This is a genomic window from Enterobacter cloacae complex sp. S2 (assembly GCF_015159675.1).
In the GTDB taxonomy this organism is placed as follows: Bacteria; Pseudomonadota; Gammaproteobacteria; order Enterobacterales; family Enterobacteriaceae; genus Enterobacter; species Enterobacter intestinihominis.
Genome location: NZ_JADDTS010000032.1, coordinates 99310 through 118287, shown reverse-complemented (window position 1 = coordinate 118287; position 18978 = coordinate 99310). Strand labels below are relative to the sequence as shown.

General features: G+C 54.6%; 19 protein-coding genes. 3 read left to right on the top strand and 16 right to left on the bottom strand.

The window, feature by feature from the left end:
• Positions 1-57: 57 nt before the first annotated feature.
• The 13 genes from IPZ49_RS15175 to gspC form a co-directional block, all read right to left on the bottom strand.
• A complete protein-coding gene (locus IPZ49_RS15175) occupies positions 58-2760 on the bottom strand; it encodes a glycosyl hydrolase family 18 protein (RefSeq protein WP_063146164.1) in 2703 nt (900 codons plus the stop codon).
• Between the two features lie 253 nt (positions 2761-3013).
• On the bottom strand, positions 3014-3811 hold the full coding sequence (locus IPZ49_RS15170; protein WP_023299702.1) for an A24 family peptidase: 798 nt from the start codon (positions 3809-3811) through the stop codon (positions 3014-3016).
• A complete protein-coding gene (gene gspM, locus IPZ49_RS15165; RefSeq protein WP_063146165.1) occupies positions 3808-4293 on the bottom strand; it encodes a type II secretion system protein GspM in 486 nt (161 codons plus the stop codon). The genes IPZ49_RS15170 and gspM overlap by 4 nt, the downstream gene beginning before the upstream one ends.
• Complete coding sequence (gene gspL, locus IPZ49_RS15160) at positions 4290-5423, bottom strand: type II secretion system protein GspL (RefSeq protein WP_063146166.1); 1134 nt, start codon at positions 5421-5423, stop codon at positions 4290-4292. The genes gspM and gspL overlap by 4 nt, the downstream gene beginning before the upstream one ends.
• A 15-nt stretch (positions 5424-5438) precedes the next feature.
• Positions 5439-6449, bottom strand: coding sequence for a type II secretion system minor pseudopilin GspK (gene gspK, locus IPZ49_RS15155; protein ID WP_063146167.1), 1011 nt, complete (start codon positions 6447-6449; stop codon positions 5439-5441).
• Entirely contained in the window at positions 6446-7099 is a 654-nt protein-coding gene (gspJ, locus tag IPZ49_RS15150; protein WP_058646189.1) for a type II secretion system minor pseudopilin GspJ, read from the bottom strand. Before gspJ ends, gspK begins: the two co-directional genes overlap by 4 nt.
• A complete protein-coding gene (gene gspI, locus IPZ49_RS15145) occupies positions 7096-7476 on the bottom strand; it encodes a type II secretion system minor pseudopilin GspI (RefSeq protein WP_045308510.1) in 381 nt (126 codons plus the stop codon). The genes gspJ and gspI overlap by 4 nt, the downstream gene beginning before the upstream one ends.
• Positions 7469-7954, bottom strand: a complete 486-nt coding sequence (gspH, locus tag IPZ49_RS15140) for a type II secretion system minor pseudopilin GspH (RefSeq protein WP_023299697.1) — start codon at positions 7952-7954, stop codon at positions 7469-7471. Before gspH ends, gspI begins: the two co-directional genes overlap by 8 nt.
• The gene (gspG, locus tag IPZ49_RS15135) at positions 7954-8403 is read right to left on the bottom strand and encodes a type II secretion system major pseudopilin GspG (protein WP_023299696.1); all 450 of its coding nucleotides are present in this window, start codon (positions 8401-8403) and stop codon (positions 7954-7956) included. Before gspG ends, gspH begins: the two co-directional genes overlap by 1 nt.
• Positions 8404-8406: 3 nt before the next feature.
• Positions 8407-9615 (bottom strand): type II secretion system inner membrane protein GspF, encoded by a 1209-nt coding sequence (gene gspF / locus IPZ49_RS15130; protein WP_032624561.1) that lies wholly within the window; start codon positions 9613-9615, stop codon positions 8407-8409.
• Positions 9615-11093 carry a type II secretion system ATPase GspE gene (gspE, locus tag IPZ49_RS15125; protein ID WP_063146169.1) on the bottom strand — a complete coding sequence of 493 codons (1479 nt, stop codon included), beginning with the start codon at positions 11091-11093 and terminating at the stop codon, positions 9615-9617. Before gspE ends, gspF begins: the two co-directional genes overlap by 1 nt.
• Positions 11094-11107: 14 nt before the next feature.
• On the bottom strand, positions 11108-13030 hold the full coding sequence (gspD, locus tag IPZ49_RS15120) for a type II secretion system secretin GspD (RefSeq protein WP_063146170.1): 1923 nt from the start codon (positions 13028-13030) through the stop codon (positions 11108-11110).
• Between the two features lie 13 nt (positions 13031-13043).
• On the bottom strand, positions 13044-13775 hold the full coding sequence (gene gspC / locus IPZ49_RS15115) for a type II secretion system protein GspC (RefSeq protein ID WP_063146171.1): 732 nt from the start codon (positions 13773-13775) through the stop codon (positions 13044-13046).
• Between the two features lie 300 nt (positions 13776-14075).
• Here gspC and IPZ49_RS15110 point away from each other — a divergent pair, with 300 nt between their 5' ends.
• Both IPZ49_RS15110 and IPZ49_RS15105 read left to right on the top strand, forming a co-directional pair.
• Positions 14076-15638, top strand: coding sequence for an ExeA family protein (locus IPZ49_RS15110; protein ID WP_063146172.1), 1563 nt, complete (start codon positions 14076-14078; stop codon positions 15636-15638).
• Positions 15638-16270, top strand: coding sequence for a hypothetical protein (locus tag IPZ49_RS15105; RefSeq protein WP_045623349.1), 633 nt, complete (start codon positions 15638-15640; stop codon positions 16268-16270). Before IPZ49_RS15110 ends, IPZ49_RS15105 begins: the two co-directional genes overlap by 1 nt.
• Positions 16271-16273: 3 nt before the next feature.
• Here the strand turns inward: IPZ49_RS15105 and IPZ49_RS15100 are convergent, their stop codons facing one another.
• From IPZ49_RS15100 to IPZ49_RS15090, 3 genes are all read right to left on the bottom strand, one after another.
• Positions 16274-16897: a helix-turn-helix domain-containing protein gene (locus IPZ49_RS15100; RefSeq protein ID WP_022647582.1), complete on the bottom strand. Its 624-nt coding sequence runs from the start codon at positions 16895-16897 to the stop codon at positions 16274-16276.
• Positions 16898-17158: 261 nt separating this feature from the next.
• Positions 17159-17989 carry an N-acetylmuramoyl-L-alanine amidase gene (locus IPZ49_RS15095; protein ID WP_063146173.1) on the bottom strand — a complete coding sequence of 277 codons (831 nt, stop codon included), beginning with the start codon at positions 17987-17989 and terminating at the stop codon, positions 17159-17161.
• Entirely contained in the window at positions 17986-18309 is a 324-nt protein-coding gene (locus IPZ49_RS15090) for a heavy metal-binding domain-containing protein (protein ID WP_003858361.1), read from the bottom strand. The genes IPZ49_RS15095 and IPZ49_RS15090 overlap by 4 nt, the downstream gene beginning before the upstream one ends.
• A 97-nt stretch (positions 18310-18406) precedes the next feature.
• On the opposite strand from IPZ49_RS15090, the gene IPZ49_RS15085 reads away from it, so the two are divergent.
• Entirely contained in the window at positions 18407-18925 is a 519-nt protein-coding gene (locus tag IPZ49_RS15085) for a lipoprotein (protein WP_022647580.1), read from the top strand.
• Positions 18926-18978 lie beyond the last annotated feature (53 nt).

The following is an 18978-nucleotide window of genomic DNA, read 5'->3' as shown; positions in this document are numbered from 1 at the left end:
TGTAAATGAATTTCTAATTACTTCCCCTCAGAAGGGGGGAGTAATTAATGGGTTAAATTATTTGCAATCTGTTGATGCGCCTTCTTTTACCCATACGTCGCTATTTGCTGGGTTATCACCACGGGTCCACCATTTCGCACGGTAAACGTTACCTTCATAGGTGGTGGTGTCGCCGCCGTTGTAGACCAGGTCAGAACGCCAGTTCATCGTCACGTTGCTTACCAGCTCCCACGCGTCCATACCGAAGCCAGGCTGATTGCCCTGAGTCCAGTATTTCGCTTTCCACACGAGGTGGTCGAAGCTTACGGTATCGCCGTTGTTATAGATTTTGCTCGCGTCCCACGCAGCGTATTTGCTGGCGTTGGCATCGACAGGTGCGTCGCAGCTGCCGGCGGTATCATCAGCTGGAGGGGTTACGTCGTCAGCTGGAGGGGTTACGTCGTCAGCCGGTGGTGTGACGTCATCGGCAGGAGGCGTTACCTCGTCAGCTGGCTTAGGCTCCACCGTCACCTGCACGTCAGACTGCACGCTGGTTTTACCGTCCGTCACAATAACGCTCAGGGTGTAGGAAGAAGTATTGTGCACTTCTGGCGCAGTGATGCGAACGTTGGCCGAATCAGTGCCGGTCGCGTTCATATCAGCCGGTACGCTCCAGCTGTAGGTCAGCGCGTCACCATCAGGATCGGATGCCTGCGCGTGCAGAGAAATTGCTTCACCGGACTGAACGGTAACGGCTTCCATAGCATTGATTACCGGCGCCTGGTTGGCTTTAGGCGCTTTATTCACAACCTGGACGTCAACAGCATTGCTCAGCCCTTTAGCGTCGGTTACGGTCAAACGGAAGACCAGGTTCTGGTCGCTTGTCACAGCCGGAACGCTAAAGCTGGCTTTTGCTTTGGTGCTATTGGCGATGGTCACAGAAGGGCCTGAAACCTGCGTCCATTTATAGGTCAGCGCATCGTCGTCCTGGTCGCTGGAAGCAGAGCCATCCAGGGTCACGGTTGCAGGACCGGTGACATTTTGATCGGCAGCTGAAGCCACTGGCGCATGGTTAGTCTCAACAGGCAGATCCGGGATGGAACTTCCGCCCAGCAGGCTTTCGTTCATGGCGTTCAGGATATCGCCGTTATCAGACTCGATAGACCATGCGAACAGTCCGCCCAGGTTTTTGTTCAGTACGTATTTGCCTTTCGCCATAACGGAACGGGCGTTATCGTACGTCACCAGCTCACCGGTGGACTTGTTGAACACGTACGGCGCTTCAGCCGCTTCGTCATATTTGTATTCCCAGCCCGGTTTGCCCAGCATCTGGTTGACGATTTGACGATAGTCAACGATACCGTTTTCCCATGTCCCTTTAATTGGTCCGGTTGCGGTGCCGGTAAATGGATTATCGCCGGTATAACCATGAACGCCGGTCCAGCCGCGGCCATACATACCTGCGCCTACCACGATCTTGCCTGGCTTAACGCCCTGCTCCAGCATCGCTTTCACCGCGTTATCGGTGGTGTAGTTAGTGTCTGGTTTCCAGGAAGCACCGTACAGGGCGGTCTGGTGGCCCAGATCGGTATTGCTCCAGGCACCGTAGAAGTCGTAGCTCATCAGGAAGATATGGTCGAGGTACTGCTGCGTGGTGTTATAGTCCACGTCTTCGATCTTATCTTTACCGGCACCGATTGCAGTAGTCAGCTCGTAGGTACGACCGGTTTCCGCAGACAGTTCATTCAGCATCTGACGCAGGTCGTGCATCAGCGCGGTGTAGGTGGCTTTATCGGTCTGAGGATTGCCGAGTTTGGCGTTTTCACCGCCGCCGCCCGGGAATTCCCAGTCAATATCCACGCCGTCAAACACTTTCCAGGTGGTCAGGAAGTCTTTTACCGACGCCACGAAACGGTCACGCAGTACTTTGTTATCCATCTGATAGAACGGATCGGACAGGGTCCAGCCACCAATGGATGGCAGAATTTTCAGGTCAGGATGGGCTTTTTTCATCGCCATCAGCTGCCCATAGTTACCTTTGTAGGGATCGTCCCAGTTGCTTACGCCTTTCTGCGGTTTCTGCAACGCAGCCCATGGATCGTGAATGGCCACGGTGTAGTCCTGACGGCCAGCACAGGCGCGTTTCAGGGATTCCAGTGCACCTGAAGATTTGGCGCTGTCGTTAATACCGTCACCGCCGCAAATTGGAATAAAGCCGTACAGCAGGTGGTTAATGTTCGCGACCGGGATCTTATCCGCAGAGAAGTTTCGATCGTAAACGCCCCACTCAGGGAAATAGGCACCGACGACTTTATCGGTATGCTGAGCGAAAGCTTTGTTATTTTCCAGCAGCGGCGTATTCAGCGGCAGCAAATGGCTTCCGTCGGTATCCGCCACGATAATCAGTTTGCTTGCGCTTTTGGTACAGCCGCTGTCGTTACACAGTTCGACCTGTTCCTGATAGCGGCCCCCTTTTTTGACTTTGAAGGTCGCAGAACCCGCCGCGCTGCCCGCGCCGGTCCAGACGGTCTTGCCGTCCAGCAGCACTTTTGCAGACGTTGGGGCGTCACCGCTCCAGACGTTCCATTCCACTTTTACATCAACACCCTCTTTATGCACTTTGATGAGGTTGTTGTAATCCTGTGCCGCCTGATCCACTTCTACCAGCGCAAATTTATCATTGCCCGATGTAATAGAAGGCGTACCCGGCGCAGCTGCAAATGCGGAGCTGGTGGCCGCCGCAATAAAGAGCGCCAGATATTTTGGTTTCATAAATTTCATTTTTATTTCCTGATAAATTTATTTATAACGTAATAACCCATGCCTTCCGTGAGATCATGGATGCGTTTCGCGTAATGCGTATTTAACCAACGTGAGTGCCGTGAACAAAAAATTGTTGCTGCGCTGTATTCCTCCATAAAAAGATACAAGCCAAATCCCGTGTAGCTTATATCTCCTACGATACACCGAGCGTAAAGAGTCGTCCTTCTCTCCCAGCATCAAAAAGATTTATAAAAAACCTTGACCAGTATATTTAAAATGTGAAAGCAAACTGCTGACTAATAAACACCACGATTCCAGAAAAGGCGAGGTAAGGACCAAAAGAAATAGTGAGGTTATTTTTATTTAAATTATTGACGGCGAAATAACCGACAATACCGCTTAACGCTGCTGCCAGTTCAATGGAGGGTAATGCCTGCCAGCCGCACCAGGCGCCCAGCGCCGCCAGTAGCTTAAAATCCCCGTAACCCAGCCCTTCTCGTCCGGCGATCAGACGAAAAGCCCAGTAGAGCAGCCAGAGCGACAGATAGCCCGCCACCGCGCCAAACAGCGCATCACGTAGCGGCAATGTGTGGTCAATAGCATGGAGCACTAACCCCGCCCACAGCAGCGGCTGGGTCAGGCAGTCCGGCAACAACTGATGCTGCCAGTCGATCATGGCCAGCGGCAGTAAAAAAGCCGCCAGTAACCACAAAGAGAACAGCGCCTGAACGTCCGGCATGCACCAGGCCGTGATGCCAAAAAACAGCGCGGAGAACAGTTCCACCAAAAAGAGTCGCAGTGGGATCGCGCTGCCGCACTGGTGGCAGCGCCCCCGTAATAACAGCCAACTGAGCAGCGGGATATTTTCCCATGCAGCAAGCGTGTGCTGACACACCGGGCAGTGCGAGGCAGGAAAGAGCAGATTGCCGCTCCCCTCCTCATCCATCACCATTCCCGGTACGCGCTCGGCAACAACGCCGAGAAAACTGCCCATAATCCCGCCCAGGATAGCACTCATCATCGGGAAACCGAGCGGACAGGCCTCCCGCATCAGCGTGAAGGTATTCATGCGCTTTTTGACCAGGTAAGCTGCACCTGTGCTTTCACATCGCTGAGGTGGTCAACCGGCGTGAGGTTTATTTTTTGCAATGTCACGCCGGAGGTCTGATTAATTTCACGCAGCCAGCTTTTTAATTCATATACATTTACCCGATTCACCACGAACGATAAAGTTTGCCCCTCCTGGCGCACATCCGTCAGTGAAAGATTAATTTCATGAGCGCTGTTCTCGACCACCGTACGCAGATTATTCGTTTTAACTAACTGGACCTGAAGATGATTTTTATCAATTTCACTGCGCATCCAGTTAAGCGTCTCTTTTTGTCTTTTAAGCGTCGATTTACTATTTTGGATCATATTATCCAGGGGAATTACTCCTGTGTAATACACCGCAGCCCCCACAATGGCAACGGCACATATTTTTAAAATGATTTTTTCCCGGGCGCTGTAATTCTGATAGCGTGATTTCAGCTGCGCGATTCGCTCTTTCATTTATGTTTCCCTGCGATCATGGCGGTATACGGTTCGGTTGTTGAAACAGGTTGTAAGGTAAAATCAAAATTCTCACTGGTCTGGTTCACAAACGCCTGCAACGCGGGCTGGCTTTGCGCGCTAACGCTCAGCGTCAGGGTGTTTTGCTGCGCATCGTATTCCAGCAGATCGATCTCCATCGCAGGGACTGACTGCCGGGCTTTCTCCAGCTCCTCAAGCTGAAGAAAGAACCCCTTGCTCTGTTTTTTCAGGCTTTGGCCAAAGTGATATTTGATATTGGTCTGCTGGCGCATGCTGGGGAAATGGTGCTGATAAACCTGAACGATCTCCTGCTGAACCCGATTTTCCTGCTGCACCAGCATCCAGGCCATCGCAATGCGCGGCCCCAGCAGCAGACCAACGGACAGCAGGCCCGCCGCTATCATCGCTGCTTTCATGCTTTTTGCGGTCTGGACATGACCGGCCTTAAGGCTGAATTCACCGTGAAGCAGATTCACACGACAGGTTTTCCACTGCGGCTGGATCAGCACCAGCGGATGCTGCCAGGCATGCTGTACGTCAACGTGAACGTCCGCAGGCGCGTCGCCGTAGCAACACACTTCCCCGTCTCCGGCTTTCTGCATCAACAGCGGCAGCAGGGTTCCCTCCATTTCACCCGCCACGTGGGGAGATAAACGCAGCCAGTAGCCTTTATCCTGTGCGACCAGCGTGCTGCCCCCTGCCGCCACGGGCAGCAGCCAGGCATCAGGCAGGGCCTGAATCACGTTTAATCCGGCCTCGTGACAGCGGGTCAATGCCGCACGCAGGCGGTCGGCGTCAATGGCAACGGCGTCGACGTCAGCGCCTTTTTTGTAGAGCACTGTCCAGTGGAGGTTGTCAACGTCGCCAATCAGCGTCTCTTCCGCCATCCACGAGAAGGCCATCGCCTGAGAAGCCACCTTTTTCGGCAGCGTGAAATGGCGGAAAATCATGTCGCTGGCGGGCAGCAGGAGACAAACGCGTGTAGCCAGCGGGTGTTCGGCCAGCATCTCCAGGCTGTCGAGCACCTCGACGCGCTCGCTGCCGGACTCACAGCACATTATTTTCCCGCCCTCGCGGCTGTCGGGGCGAACAAAAAGTACCTGTTTCATAACGTTCTACTTTTCTTATTCAATCATTCGGTAACGACGCTGCCACGTTACGATCTCACCGGCTTCGTTATTCATCTGAAGCTGGCTGACCACGCGAAGCGTTAATTCATCGGTATTGCCGCTGTAATTCACGCGGAAGTACCGGCTGTTTATAGAAAATTGATCTGCCACCTGCGGGAGATCGTCTTTTAACTGCGGGAAGGTCTGCTCCAGCGCTTTGCTGAACGCGTCCATATTTTCCCAGCCCGATTCCGGACGTGTATCCAGCAGACGAACGGCGTCATCCTGCGTGAATTTTCCCGGAAACATGGCCGCCAGCACAGCGGCCTGTTCCGGTTGCAGGGTGTTAACGTCCACCTTGCTGGCGGCGTCCGGCAGCACGCATAACAGCTTGCTCACCTTCGGATATGCCGTAACCGGGAACGCTGGCAGCAGTTTGATCTCCGCGATGCTGCGCATCATCTGGTTTGCCGGTTGCCGGGCGGGCACGACGCCAGCCCACGCATCGCTTTCGGCACCCTCTTTCGCCGTGGTGCTGTCACCATCGAGATAATCCACCAGCTGGAAATAGACCGCCTCCGCCGTGCCCGGACTGAGCCCGCTTTCCGTCAGGAGTTGTTCAACAATCCGCTCTTTACGCGGTTTTTCCGCCACCGCGGGAGCGCTTTGCCCCTGGGGCGCGACGTCGGCGGTCAACAGGTTATTGACGTTAAAGCAGTCCTGAGCGTCTTCCACCTGGCTCACGACCGTGTAGTCTTCTCCCTGCGTCTCCAGCGGCTGATGCCAGTCGCCATCCAGCGCCAGCGGCTTGCTCTCGCCGCTGGCATCGGTCTGTAACCTGTCCTTCACCACTTTTTCCTGGGCCTGCATCGCCCAGCGCAGCTGCTGCTGGCTTATCTGATAATGCGTTTTCTGCAAATTACGGCAGAACTGCTGGCTGATTTTGGCGGCCAGCGCCGACATCATCACCAGCAAAATCAGCACCACCAGCAGGGCGACGCCCTTTTGTTGACGGATTCGGTTCATGGTCTGGTCTCCGGCGAAGGCGCAGGGGCTGCGTCCGGAGTCGTCGCAGGCGCGTCGGCGGCTTTCTCTGGGGCTGCGGCAGCGGCCACCTCCGGCATATCCCCCGGCGTGGTGAACACCCAGCGCCAGGTATCCCCGTTTTCCATCGTCAACGTGACCTCCACGCCGTCCGGCAGATGGGCGGCGTCGTGCCAGGCTGTCTGCCAGCCCTGACGATAAAACCGCCACTGCAATGCTTTTACGCCGCTGACAATCGGCACTTCGTCAGGCTTAACGTCCACCGGGCCGTCAATGACCGGCCAGACGTCGCGGTACAAACGCCCCTCTTCCAGCCGCCAGCGTACGCGCTCCAGCTGGACCGTTCCGCTCACGCCATTCAGGGTGGTCAGTTCAAGGGCATCGCCCTCCTGACGGAACAGATCTGGCTCATTACGCGGCGCTCGCGCCTGTAGCTGGAAAAAATCGCGCTCCATCAGACTCCAGCCGCGCTGAAGCTGGTTGAGCTTAGCGGCGCTGGCATCGGTGGCCGAGCTGGTACGCATCGCGCCGTCCAGAATTTGCCAGGCCAGGGTGCTGATTACCGCGAAAATAGTCAGCGCAATCATGATCTCCAGCAGGGTAAATCCGCGCTGGCGTCGCGTTTTCTTCACTTGCTCTCTCCCGGCGGAATGATGTGCAGGGAAACAACCGGCTGGCTCTCATCGCCTTCCGCATAGACGCGAATGGAGTTCGCCCAGCCGTTGTCGGCGGTTTTCACCCGCTGCTTACGCCAGTTCCAGCTGCGCCCGCCCATGATTTCCGTCCCCTGCTGCTCAGCATCCGGGAAGTCGGTTTTGGTGAGTTGCGCTTCCGCCAGCTGATTTTCCGCCACCCAACTGGCCTGCAAGGTATCGGCCAAGCCATGGGTAAAACGCACGTTCAGGGAGACCGAGTTCATTAGCGCCAGCGCGGCGGTGGAGAAAATCACCAGCGCGACCATCACCTCCAGCAGCGTCATCCCCTTTTGCTTTGTGTTGTCGTTAGCCATCGTTTTCTACCGATACCGGCGCCGCACCCTGCGACACCACGCGGAAATGGTGCTGTTTGTCGTAACTTTGCAGCGTCAGCGTAAAGCGGCTGATTTCACCGTCCGGTAAAAAGATCACCTGTGGCTCGGACGCCACCGTCGCGGCCAGGCGCTGCGGCGAGAGCGACACGTGCATCTCTTCCGGAAAATCACCTTTGGTGGTAATACGTCCGGCAGATAATGGCACCCAGTGACGCTCGCCATTTTTATCCGCGATCGTCACCAGCTGATATTTATCAGTGGCGATCACCAGCCCGACAATATTTCCGTCCATCACCGCACGGTCTGAACCATAATCAACGAGCGCTTTTAATTGCTGGCCAAATATATCCGCGCCGCTGCGCGAAGGAATGGTGGACACCACCATCATGGCGCAGCTGGCAAATATCACCAGCGCCAGAATAATTTCCAGCAACGTAAAGCCGCGTTGATTTTTCATTACTTCTCGTTCTTATCCAGAGACCAGTTGGTAATGTCATCGGCAGTATTCGCTTCGCCGTCCGGACCCGCAGAGAAAATGTCCACCGCACCGTGTTCACCTGGGCTGACCAGAATATAATCGCTGCCCCATGGATCCTGCGGCAGGCGGCGAATATAGCCATCCGCGCGATAGCCGTTCGGGATTGGTGCGATTTCCGGCTTCGTCACCAGCGCCTGCAAACCCTGCTCTGTGGTCGGGTAGCGGTGGTTGTCCAGCTTATACATATCCAGCGAGCCTTCGAGCGCGACAATATCGCTGGTCGCCTTTTGCGTATCCGCTTTTTCTTTATTACCCATTAAGTTTGGCACTACCATACTCGCCAGAACGCCAAGAATAACAATCACCACCATTAATTCGAGCAATGTGAAGCCCGCCTGGCGAGCCAGGTTTTTACGTTTTAGAGCCATGATTTAACCTACCATATTATTAAGTTGCAGAAGCGGTTGTAATATTGAAAGAACGATGAATAAAACAATCGTCGCCATGGATACCACCAGCGCCGGTTCAAATACCGACAGCGTTAATGTAATTCGATGCTGTAATGCCGATTCCTGATTTTCTGCCGCGCGATCCATTAAATTACCTAATTCCCCGCTCTCTTCACCGGAGGCAATCATATACAGCATGGTTGGCGGGAATAATTTCGCCTGTTCCAGCGCCGCATACAGCGACGCCCCCTGACGTACGGTATCGGCGGCCTGCTCAAGCACCTGACGGGCATAGAGATTTTCAATACCGTCCATCGCGATATACATTCCCTCCAGCAGCGGCACGCTGCTGGCCTGCAAAATGCTCAGGGTACGGATATAGCGGGCGCTGTTGATGGCGCACACCAGCTTTTTAATCGGCGAGCCGTTCACCAGCCAGCTGTGCCAGCGAAAACGGTTTTTCACGTTTCGCACCCAGGTTTTGAAGCCGACGAACGCCCCCGCCAGGCTGCCGACAATATAGATACCCCAGGCTTGCAGGAAATCACTTACCGCAATCAGCGTCCGGGTGGTGATCGGCAGTTGCTGTTTCATGTGGGTAAACTGCTCAATCACCTGCGGCACCACCGCCACCAGCAGAATGCCGATCACCGCGATAGCGACCACGGTGAGGGTAATCGGGTAGACCATCGCCTGCGTCAGCTTGCTTTTCATCTTCTGACGCTGCTCGTTGTACTCCGCCAGCTTCTCCAGCACGTCGCCCAGATGGCCGGTCTTCTCACCGGCCATCACCAGCGTGCAGTAGAGTTTGTCGAAGGTGCGTGGAAACTGGCTAAAGGCGTCGAACAGCGTATGCCCCTCGACCACCTTCTCGCGGATCTCCATCACCATCGCCGCCAGCTTTTTATCTTCCGTCTGCTTAGAGATCGCCTTCAGCGCACTTTCCAGCGGCAGCGCGGCGTTCACCAGCGTCGAAAGCTGACGGGTAAACATCGACAGCACCGGGGTAGAGAGCTTCGCCCCGGTTTTCGCTTTCCCGCCTGTCGCCGTTTCGCGGGTTTCGGTGATGCTCACGGGCATCAGCTTTTGCTCGCGAAGCCACTGGCGAACCTGCTTCTGCCCCTCGGCCTGTAACGTCCCGCGCTGGGTTTTTCCCGCGGCACTCGTCGCCGTCCAGGCGTAGAAAGCCATTACGCATCCCCCCCACGCTCGGCGGAGACGCGCATGACTTCTTCCAGAGACGTCAAGCCGCCGATCACCTTCAGCAGCCCGTTTTCACGCAGGCTGTAGGCCTGCTTAAAGAGCTGCGTTTCGATGGACATTTCGTCCTTATCTTCATGGATGGCGCGGCGCATGGTACTGTCCACCACCAGAAACTCATGAATACCGGCGCGGCCCTGATAGCCGCTCTGACGGCAGTGTTCACACCCCACCGCGCGATAAATCGCTTTTGGTGGCGCGTCCATAAAGCTGAACAACGCTTTTTCATTGGCATCCAGCGGACTGGTGGTCCGGCAGTGCGTACACAGCCGACGCACCAGACGCTGGGCAATGACACCGAGCAGCGATGAACCGATTAAAAACGACTCCAGCCCCATATCCCGCAGACGGGTTATCGCCCCAGCGGCACTGTTGGTGTGCAGCGTCGACATCACCAGGTGACCGGTCAGCGACGCCTGCACCGCGATCTGGGCGGTCTCACCGTCGCGAATTTCCCCGATCATCACCACGTCCGGGTCCTGACGCAGAATCGCGCGCAGCCCGCGGGCAAAGGTCATGTCCACGCGCGGGTTAACCTGCGTCTGCCCCACGCCTTCCAGCTCGTATTCGATCGGGTCTTCCACGGTCAGAATGTTGCGCTCGTGACCGTTCAGCGCCGAAAGAATGGCGTACAGCGTGGTACTTTTACCGGAACCCGTCGGGCCGGTAACGAGGATGATCCCGTGCGGGCGGTCAATCAGCCCTTTCAGCTTCTCCAGCTCTTCATCAATCAGCCCAAGCTTGTTGATGTCGGGCTTGAGATTGCTTTTATCGAGCAGGCGCATGACCACGCGCTCGCCGTACTGGGACGGAATGGTCGACACACGCACATCGATGGCCTTGCGGCCGATGCGCAGGGAGATACGTCCATCCTGGGGAAGACGTTTCTCGGCGATGTCGAGTTTCGACATCACCTTAATACGCGACACCAGCAGCGGCGCGAGCTTACGCGCCGGTTGCAACACCGGGCGCAGCACGCCGTCAACACGAAAGCGGATGCTCAGCGTGCGCTCGAAGGTTTCGATATGAATATCCGACGCGCCGTCCTTCACCGCCTCGCCGAGAATGGCGTTGATCAGGCGGATCACCGGTGAGTTTTCGTCGTTATCGAGCAGATCTTCGTTATCCGGGATCTCCTCGGTTAAGGCCATCAGATCGATATCCGCGTCCATGTCGTCCACCAGTTGCTGCGACACGCCGCTGCTCTGCTGCCAGATTTTGGCCAGCATCTCGTCAAACGCTTCCGGCGTCACAGTGACGGGGATGAAAGCACGGCCCAGCACCCGGCGCACCTCCAGCAGAGCATGCGCAGGAGTGTCGTCCCGGATATAGACATCATTGTTGTAAAACAGAACGCCGTTATCTTTTGCGTAGCTGCTGCTACACAGTGTTTTACTCAGTTCGTCCACGTTACCCCTCCGCGCTATTCTTTAAACGGATTGCGCGTGGCGCTGGTTTTCACCGGTGCGGCGCCAGTGCTTGCAGAGGGAAACGCGGGCAGGACGGCGTTGTCAGTCGGCTCAACAATACCGAGCTTTTTCTCCTCCACTCGCTGCATCTGGCGCACCCGGATCTGGTCATATTTCTCTTTCGAGGCCGCGCTGTAGTTGTCGTCGTCACGCAGGACGGTGGTATGAATAAACACCATCAGGTTGCGTTTGGAAGTATCCTGCGAGGTGTAGCGGAACAGCTGACCGACCAGCGGGATATCGCCGAGCAGGGGCACTTTGGACACGGACTGTTTGGTCACATTTTCCATCAGACCGCCGAGCACCACCGTCTGACCACTGTGGACCATCACTTCGTTATTAATCGTGCGCGTGTTGAAGGTTGGGCCGAGGCTGGAGTCTTCCGTCGCGCTGTTGTCGACACTCGACACTTCCTGCTCAATCTTCAGATGGATCATGTCGCCATCGTTAATCTGCGGCACAATCTTCAGCTTGGTCCCTACGGTTTTACGCTCAACCGAGTTAAAGACGTTGTCGCCGCTGGTGGTTTGCGAACCGGAAAGCACCGGCACATCCTGACCGACGTTGAACGACGCTTCTTTGTTATCCAGCGTGACCACGCTTGGCGTTGAGAGGATGTCATTTTTGCCGTCGGTGGAAAGCGCGGTCACCAGCGCACCGAAGTCACCGTTAAAGAAACCGGTCGCAAGGCCAGTGAAACTTGCCCCTTTCATGGTGCCATTTTTAATCTGGCTGATTGGCAGGCCGGTGGAGCCAAACTGCACCCCGCCGTGCTTGCTGGTCCACTGCACGCCAAGATCCAGGCCGTTACCGTCCTGCACTTCGGCAATGATCGCTTCCACCAGCACCTGCGGACGGCGAATATCCAGCTTGTCGATCACTTTCTCGAGGGAGTTCATCACGTTAGGCTGTGCGGTGATCACCAGGGAGTTGGTTGACTCGTCGGCGGTAATATTCAGATCGGTTGAGGCGCTCGCGGATTTCGCTTTGGCCGCACCCGGCTTGTCATTCAGCTGCTCACCAATCCCGGTGAGAACCGGCACCACTTTGGTGGCGCTGGCATACTTGAGGTAGAAGACGCGGGTATTGCCCTCGTTATTCTGCTCACGATCCAGCTGATGAATAAGGGAACGGGTGCGCGCCCGCGCATCTTCCGCGCCTCTGATCACCAGGCTGTTGGTTTCGTCATCCGCGACGACTTTAGTCGCCAGCTGCGGCGCGTTCTGCCCTTTCTGTTCTTCATTGTTGAGGTTATTCAACATCTCCGAGAGTTCTTTGGCGGACGCAAAGCGCAGCGGGATGATTTCGCGACGCTGGATGCCGTCTTTATCGACGCGCTGCACCAGATCCACCAGCCGGTTCACCACCGAGGCTTTACCGGTTAACAGCAGGACGTTGGACGGCTCAAAGTGGACCACGTTCCCGATACCGGTGGCATCGTTGAGCTGACGCAGCAGCGGGGCCAGCTCACGAACAGGCACGTTTTCCATGCGCACCACGCGGGTGATGATCTCGTCACCTTTGCCCGGATTTTTGCTGTCTGCCAGCGGCGCACCGGCGGTACGCGCCACGCTTGAGCGCACCACTTTGACCATGCCGTTGTCCATCGGGATCACCGACAGGCCGTAGAGATCCAGCACGCTCAGAAAGAATTGATAGTACTCATCTTCTGTCAGCACGTTGTAGGTTCGGACCGAGACGGTTCCCTGGACGGACGGATCGACCAGAATGGTTTTATTGAGATTGCGGCCTACCGTATCGATAAACTCGCGAATATCAGTATTTTTAAAACTCGCGCTAAAGTTAGCTGCAAGCAGCGAACTGGAATATAACGACAATGCGGTCAGCGCCACGCACGCCCAGGGAATTTTTTTCATGTCTGCACACTTTTTAATTGTTTAGAACATTAATCCGAATATTTTCAAGGTGAGCGTGACGTCGTACGATGACCTCCGCTTCTTTCATTTTTGACCAGTTGGCAATAATGCTTTTCGCTTTTGCTTCATCGGTCATATCGACAGAGTCGACCTGAACCGCCACATCGCCTTTTTCCAGACCTGACTGGCTGTAAAAGGCGGAGGCATTCCTTGGGTTTATCCTGTAGCCTTCCAGTCGGCCCTTTTCAATTATGGGTTTTAACACCAGATAATCATCAAGATGCACACTCTCTGCGCCAACATCTTTTGTCGATTTCGTTACCGGGCCGCTATCCACGCCACCCTTAAAATAGTCCGGTTTATTTAATGCCAGAACCTGCGTAGTACCTTCATAATTAACCACCACATTATCTTTGTTTATTTCCTGAATAAATGCGTCGTTAAATCCAGAGAGAGGTTCACCCTCACGGTAGCTTCTCTGACCGCCTGGCGTTTTGATGACAGCAAAGGAGAGCCAGGCGTCATCGCTGTTCACAATACCTTCGATTTCAGCTGCCAGCGGGGCTTTCACCGCACCCGGTAAGATTTCCTGACGCACGGCTGCCGTAAAAAGCGAAAAGGATTTCTCTTCGCGCGTTTTTTTCAGCGGCTGTTGATCGGCATTAGCCAACTTATTCATAACTTTTTTATAATCTTTAAAGGTGAGATACCCTTGCTGGCCGCAAAAGATCAGCAGCACAAACATAATACAAGGCGTTATCCACCGTGAAAGAAATGAGAACCTCATTTTTTATCCGGCCTATAGCAAAGCAAAAATAAGCAGCGTCATACTGCGCCAATATGGATGAAAATAGTAATAAGCTGGTGCAAATGCGACCACTGACTTCGCCGCTAACTTTCATAAAGAAAAATATTGACCGTATAAAATCCAAATGTTAGACGCTGCCAGCAGGATATTTTTACCCTGTTTGCAAATTGACCGTTCAGGGGCGTTACCTTACTTTCTGATGCTGTTGCTATTCCTAATCAGAGACGGTAAGTCGTTATGTATCAGAGCCACTTTAATTTTAAAAATCCGCCATTCAGATCGATCGCCCGTTTATCCGGGGATTTTCTGGTGCCTTATCATCAGGATGTGTTCAACCTGTTGAAAGAGAAAACCCAGCAGGCGGGAATTATCGGGCTCTTTTGCGACGACGCCCCGCTTCTGGGTCACTTCAGCGATGCGCTAAAAACCCGCCACAGTAACGTCCTTGTTATCAATGCGTTTCCCAAACTGAGTGCCAGTAGCCTGCTGTACAAGCTCAATCCGGTAACGAAAGAGAGCAAGAATCGCCTGCAGGCGGTGGATGCCATCCTGCGCCAGTGGCACGAGGGAAAAGCGAAAACCAGAGTGCTGGTGATTTCACACGCCGAAGCCATGAAAGAGAGCTGCCGTGAAGTCCTGGGTACGCTGCTCACGCGAGCCCAGGAGCTGAACTTCCGGCTCTCCGTGGTGCTGACGGGCACTGCGGATCAGGAAATCCTGCTTAAGCAACCTGAACTGCGCGAATATACACACACTCGTCATGTCCTGCGCCCCCTGACCTGCCGCGAATTCCTGGGCTATGTGCAGGCGCAATGCGAAGAACACGGCTGTGAAAATTCGCCGTTAACGCCGGCCCGCGTGCGCAAAATGCACACGTTGACCAAAGGCAACATCAGCAAACTTAACGAACTGGCGCACCTGTCAATGCTCGCTGCCTGGACGGAACGCGCGTCGCAGGTCAGCCCGCGTCATTTACGCCTGGCGGCGGGAGAGATCCTGCCCGCGAAAAAACACGGTAAGCGTCTGGCAACCGTGGGGCTGTTCGCATCGGTGCTGTTTGCCGCCTGCGGCTGGTATTTAACCTCGTCCATCAGCGGGCACCTTCCCATCCAGCTGCCGGTCCCCGTCAGCTGGAAACAGCCGACGCGAAAAACGGAGGCGCCCGTGGTGCCGGTTATCGACAATGAAATGGTTAATCAGCCGGATGCGATGCACCAGCTCTATCTGATGTGGGGATATGACGCCTCGGCCGAAGATGCGCTGTGCCAGAACGCCGCTAAAGTGAACCTGATGTGTAAACAGGGGAACGCGTCGCCGGAGACGCTGGCGCAGGAAGGGTATCCGTGGGTCAGTGAACTGAAAACCAGCGGTCACCTTAACTATGCGGTGGTCGCCAGGGTCGGAGATACATCAATTGACCTGTTAATGAATAACCGGACCTGGCAGGTGAGCCGCAGCTGGTTTAACCGGCATGCGACCGGCAACTTCACCCAGTTGCACCGCCTGACACCGGAAGGAAAAGACGCGATCGGCGCGGCCAGCGACAGCAAAGACATGGCCTGGCTCGATCAGCAGTTAAGCCTGACGCTGAACCAGCCCGAAACGCACGCCCGGATCTGGACCGCTGAGATGATGAAACGCACCCGTGAGTTTCAGCAAAAAATGCATCTGCACGTGGATGGCATCCCCGGTGAAGAAACGCTGATGCAGCTGATGCGCGTAACCAACAGCACGCCGAGCGTACTGATTCAGGCCACCCGCACTACCCCGGACGCAAAAATGCAGGAGAAGAAAGCCTAATGTCGACCATCTGCCTTGCGGCCCAGCGCAGCTATACAACCGGGGAAGCGGTCTGGTTTTCGTACCGCCTCCCCAGCCTGAAAAACGTTTTCGGCAAAACAGCATTATGGATGGTCGGCCTTTGCGCCATGCTGGTTGTCGGCCTGTATATGCATGTCTACTGGAACATGCGCCACCCGGCGCCTGAACCGGTCAACGCCAGCGTTGCCAAACCGGAAACCCAGCTTTCGGAGATGCACTACGTGTACGTGAGTAAACCGTTCCCGCATCCGCAGCCTAAAGCTGCGCCAGTGCCTGTTGATGTTCCACCGATGCAGGATCTGCCGATCATCAGTGATGATGCCGACTGGCAGCAGGCGCCCGACGGCGCGGTGCCGCAAGACCCCTCGCGGGATACCCTACCCGGAACTGAGGCGCATGAGCACGATACCGCCCCCGCCAGCACGAGCAGTGAAGAGTCATCATTAACGGAATTATTTAAACAGGCATTAAAAGAGCAGGAGCAGGATTATTCTCAAGGAAAAATTCCCGCACCGCCGGTTGACGAAACGCAGGATAATTCACAAGCAAGTGTTAAAAACAGTGAAAACAGCCGTTCCCCTTTCAGTGATAAAGGAGACCGGCGGGAGTAGGCATTAATATTTTTCAGGCAGTGCGGTGAGGTTAAGCAGTCGACCTTTTTCCACCACAATATATTGACCTTTTTTCAGATCGGAGAGGATTTTAATAATGGTGCTACGTGCCAGGTTAGTGTATTCCTGAATGTAATCATAAACGTTAATATCACGCTGATGCTGTACAATCAGGTCGTTGATCTCATATAAAAATTCGCGAACAACAGAATATGCGCTGCGAGCGACCAGAATATCATCGCGCTTGCTCATCAGGCATATGTACCAGGAAAGCACTTTTGTCAGTTCAGGCCACAGGTTTTTCTCGGTCATCAGCTGGGCGAAGACCTCTTTCTTGATCGAGCGAACAACCGTATTCGACCGAACAAGGCCGTACATATGGGTGGCGTTGTAATACATCGACGACAGGCCGAAAATGCATTGCCCGGTAACGGTGAACAAGCACAGTTCGTCAGAGTCACGTCGAAATTCGACTTCGCCGCTGACAATAATATGAATTAAACCGGAATCAGCAGTGGAAATCTTCTGCCATTTTTTTAACGTTCTTTCTTCAACGCATGAGGTTGCAGAAATAATCTTTTCCATTTCATGTTGCGGACGTAATTTTTTTCCATAGATGCTTAACATTGTTATACCCGTTTTAAGATGTGATTTTAAAAAAACATGGCAACGGCATTCATACCGAACCATAAATATTTTCCTGATGAAAAACTCAAGAATAAAGAAAAGAGTAAAGTTTTTTATTCGCTAAATTGCTTAGCGTGCTATGTGTCCATCTTAAATCCGAATAATTTTAAGTCAATTAACTAAAAATGAAATGAGATTGTACTTAGGATTAATCTAATAGAAACTTGCGGAAATATACTCATTTGGGGGTAAGTCAAAGGTTTACCCCTGCCCGTATTTCTCTAAAAGTGCTTCGGCAATCGCCATGGTTTCAACATCCGCTACGCCATTCCATAACTGCGGACGGAAATGCATCTGGAACACCATGATGATGCGTTTTTGCTGTGCAGGCGTGCTGTTTTCTGGCACCTCGTAACCGTAGCGCGCCAGCAGATCGAGCAGTGCTGCGGTATCAACCTGCTGATAATGCGGTCGCCCGTTGATATAAAAATTTACCCGCGCCGGTTCGGGCCAGGCTCCGATGCCCTGCTGCGCCAGCTCGCGCCACGGAAACAGCGGGCCAGGGTCGTCTTTACGCTGCGGGGCGATATCCGAATGGGCCACAACGTTCTGCGGTTTAATGTCGTAGCGGGCGATGATGTCTCTGGCAAGCGGGATCAGCGCCGCAATTTGCCCCGGTTCGAAGGGGGTAAAGATTTTCACGCCATCGGTTTTCCGCCAGCCGCGGTTTTCCAGCTCAATGCCGACGGAGGTATCATTTATGCGGTTGGTCCCACGCCAAAAGCTAATACCTGCATGCCAGGCCAACTCGCTCTCCGGCACCAGCTGCCAGATACGCGGTTTGCCCTGCGGAGCTGGGGGCTTTGCGGGGATGAGATAGTGAGAGCTGACGTTTTTATCGGTCAAGGTCGCAAGCGAGGTGTCGAAATCATCGGCGGTGTAATGGATCACCAGCACCTTTATGCGCGGGTAGGCCGCCTGCGCCTGATGGCGCGTATCAAGTTCGTACGCGCCTTTATCAACAACGCCCTCTTCCGAGGCGCATCCTGCCAGCAACAATGCCAGCAGGAGGGTTGAGAGCGAACGCTTCATCGACGGGTTTTCACCGCCGTGCCGCTTACGCTCACCATCAGCATGCTGGCATCTTTCCCGACCGTTTCGTAGTCGATATCAATGCCCACCACCGCATCCGCGCCCAACGCTTTGGCCTGCTCGCCCAGCTCCTTAAACGCAATGTCACGCGCTTTACGCAGTTCTTTCTCGTAGGCACCGGAGCGCCCGCCGACGATATCCCGAATGCCGGCAAAGAAGTCCCGGAAGATGTTGGCGCCCAGAATCGCCTCACCGGTGACCACGCCGCAGTACTCGGTAATGGGTTGACCTTCCAGGGTTGGTGTTGTTGAAAATTGCATACTTCCTCTCCGTCTTTAGCGTTCAATGCGTTAGCAACTGCATTATCGGTTCGTTACGCTATGATTGAAAGGATAGTTAATAAATAAGGAAATCAACATGCGCTACTCTGCTTTAACGCTTTTAGTGCCCTGCGCGCTGGTGCTCAGCGCCTGCACTACGCCGGTCACGCCAGCCTTTAAGGATATCGGTTCCCGCAGCGGCCCCTGCATTGAGGGCGGCCCGGACGCCGTGGCGCAACAGTTCTATGATTATCGCATTCAGCATCGCGGTAATGACCTCACCGCCCTGCGCCCGTACCTGAGCGATAATCTGGCGAAACTGCTTAATGACGCCTCGCGCGATCCGCAGCAAAACGCGCTGCTTTCATCCGATCCGTTCTCCAGCCGCGCCACGCTGCCGGACAGCGCCGACGTCGCCAGCGCGTCCACCATTCCGAATACCGACGCACGGAATATTCCTCTGCGCGTGAAGCTAACCCAGGGGACGCAAACCTGGCAGGATGAGGTGCTGATGATCCGTGAAGGCCAGTGCTGGGCAATAGATGATGTGCGCTACATTGGCGGCAGCGTTCATGCTCCGGCGGGCACCCTTCGCCAGTCGATTGAGAACCGCTAACGCATACGTTAAATAAACGTTAACCCCGTAAAATGTCCGGCATTTCATGCGGA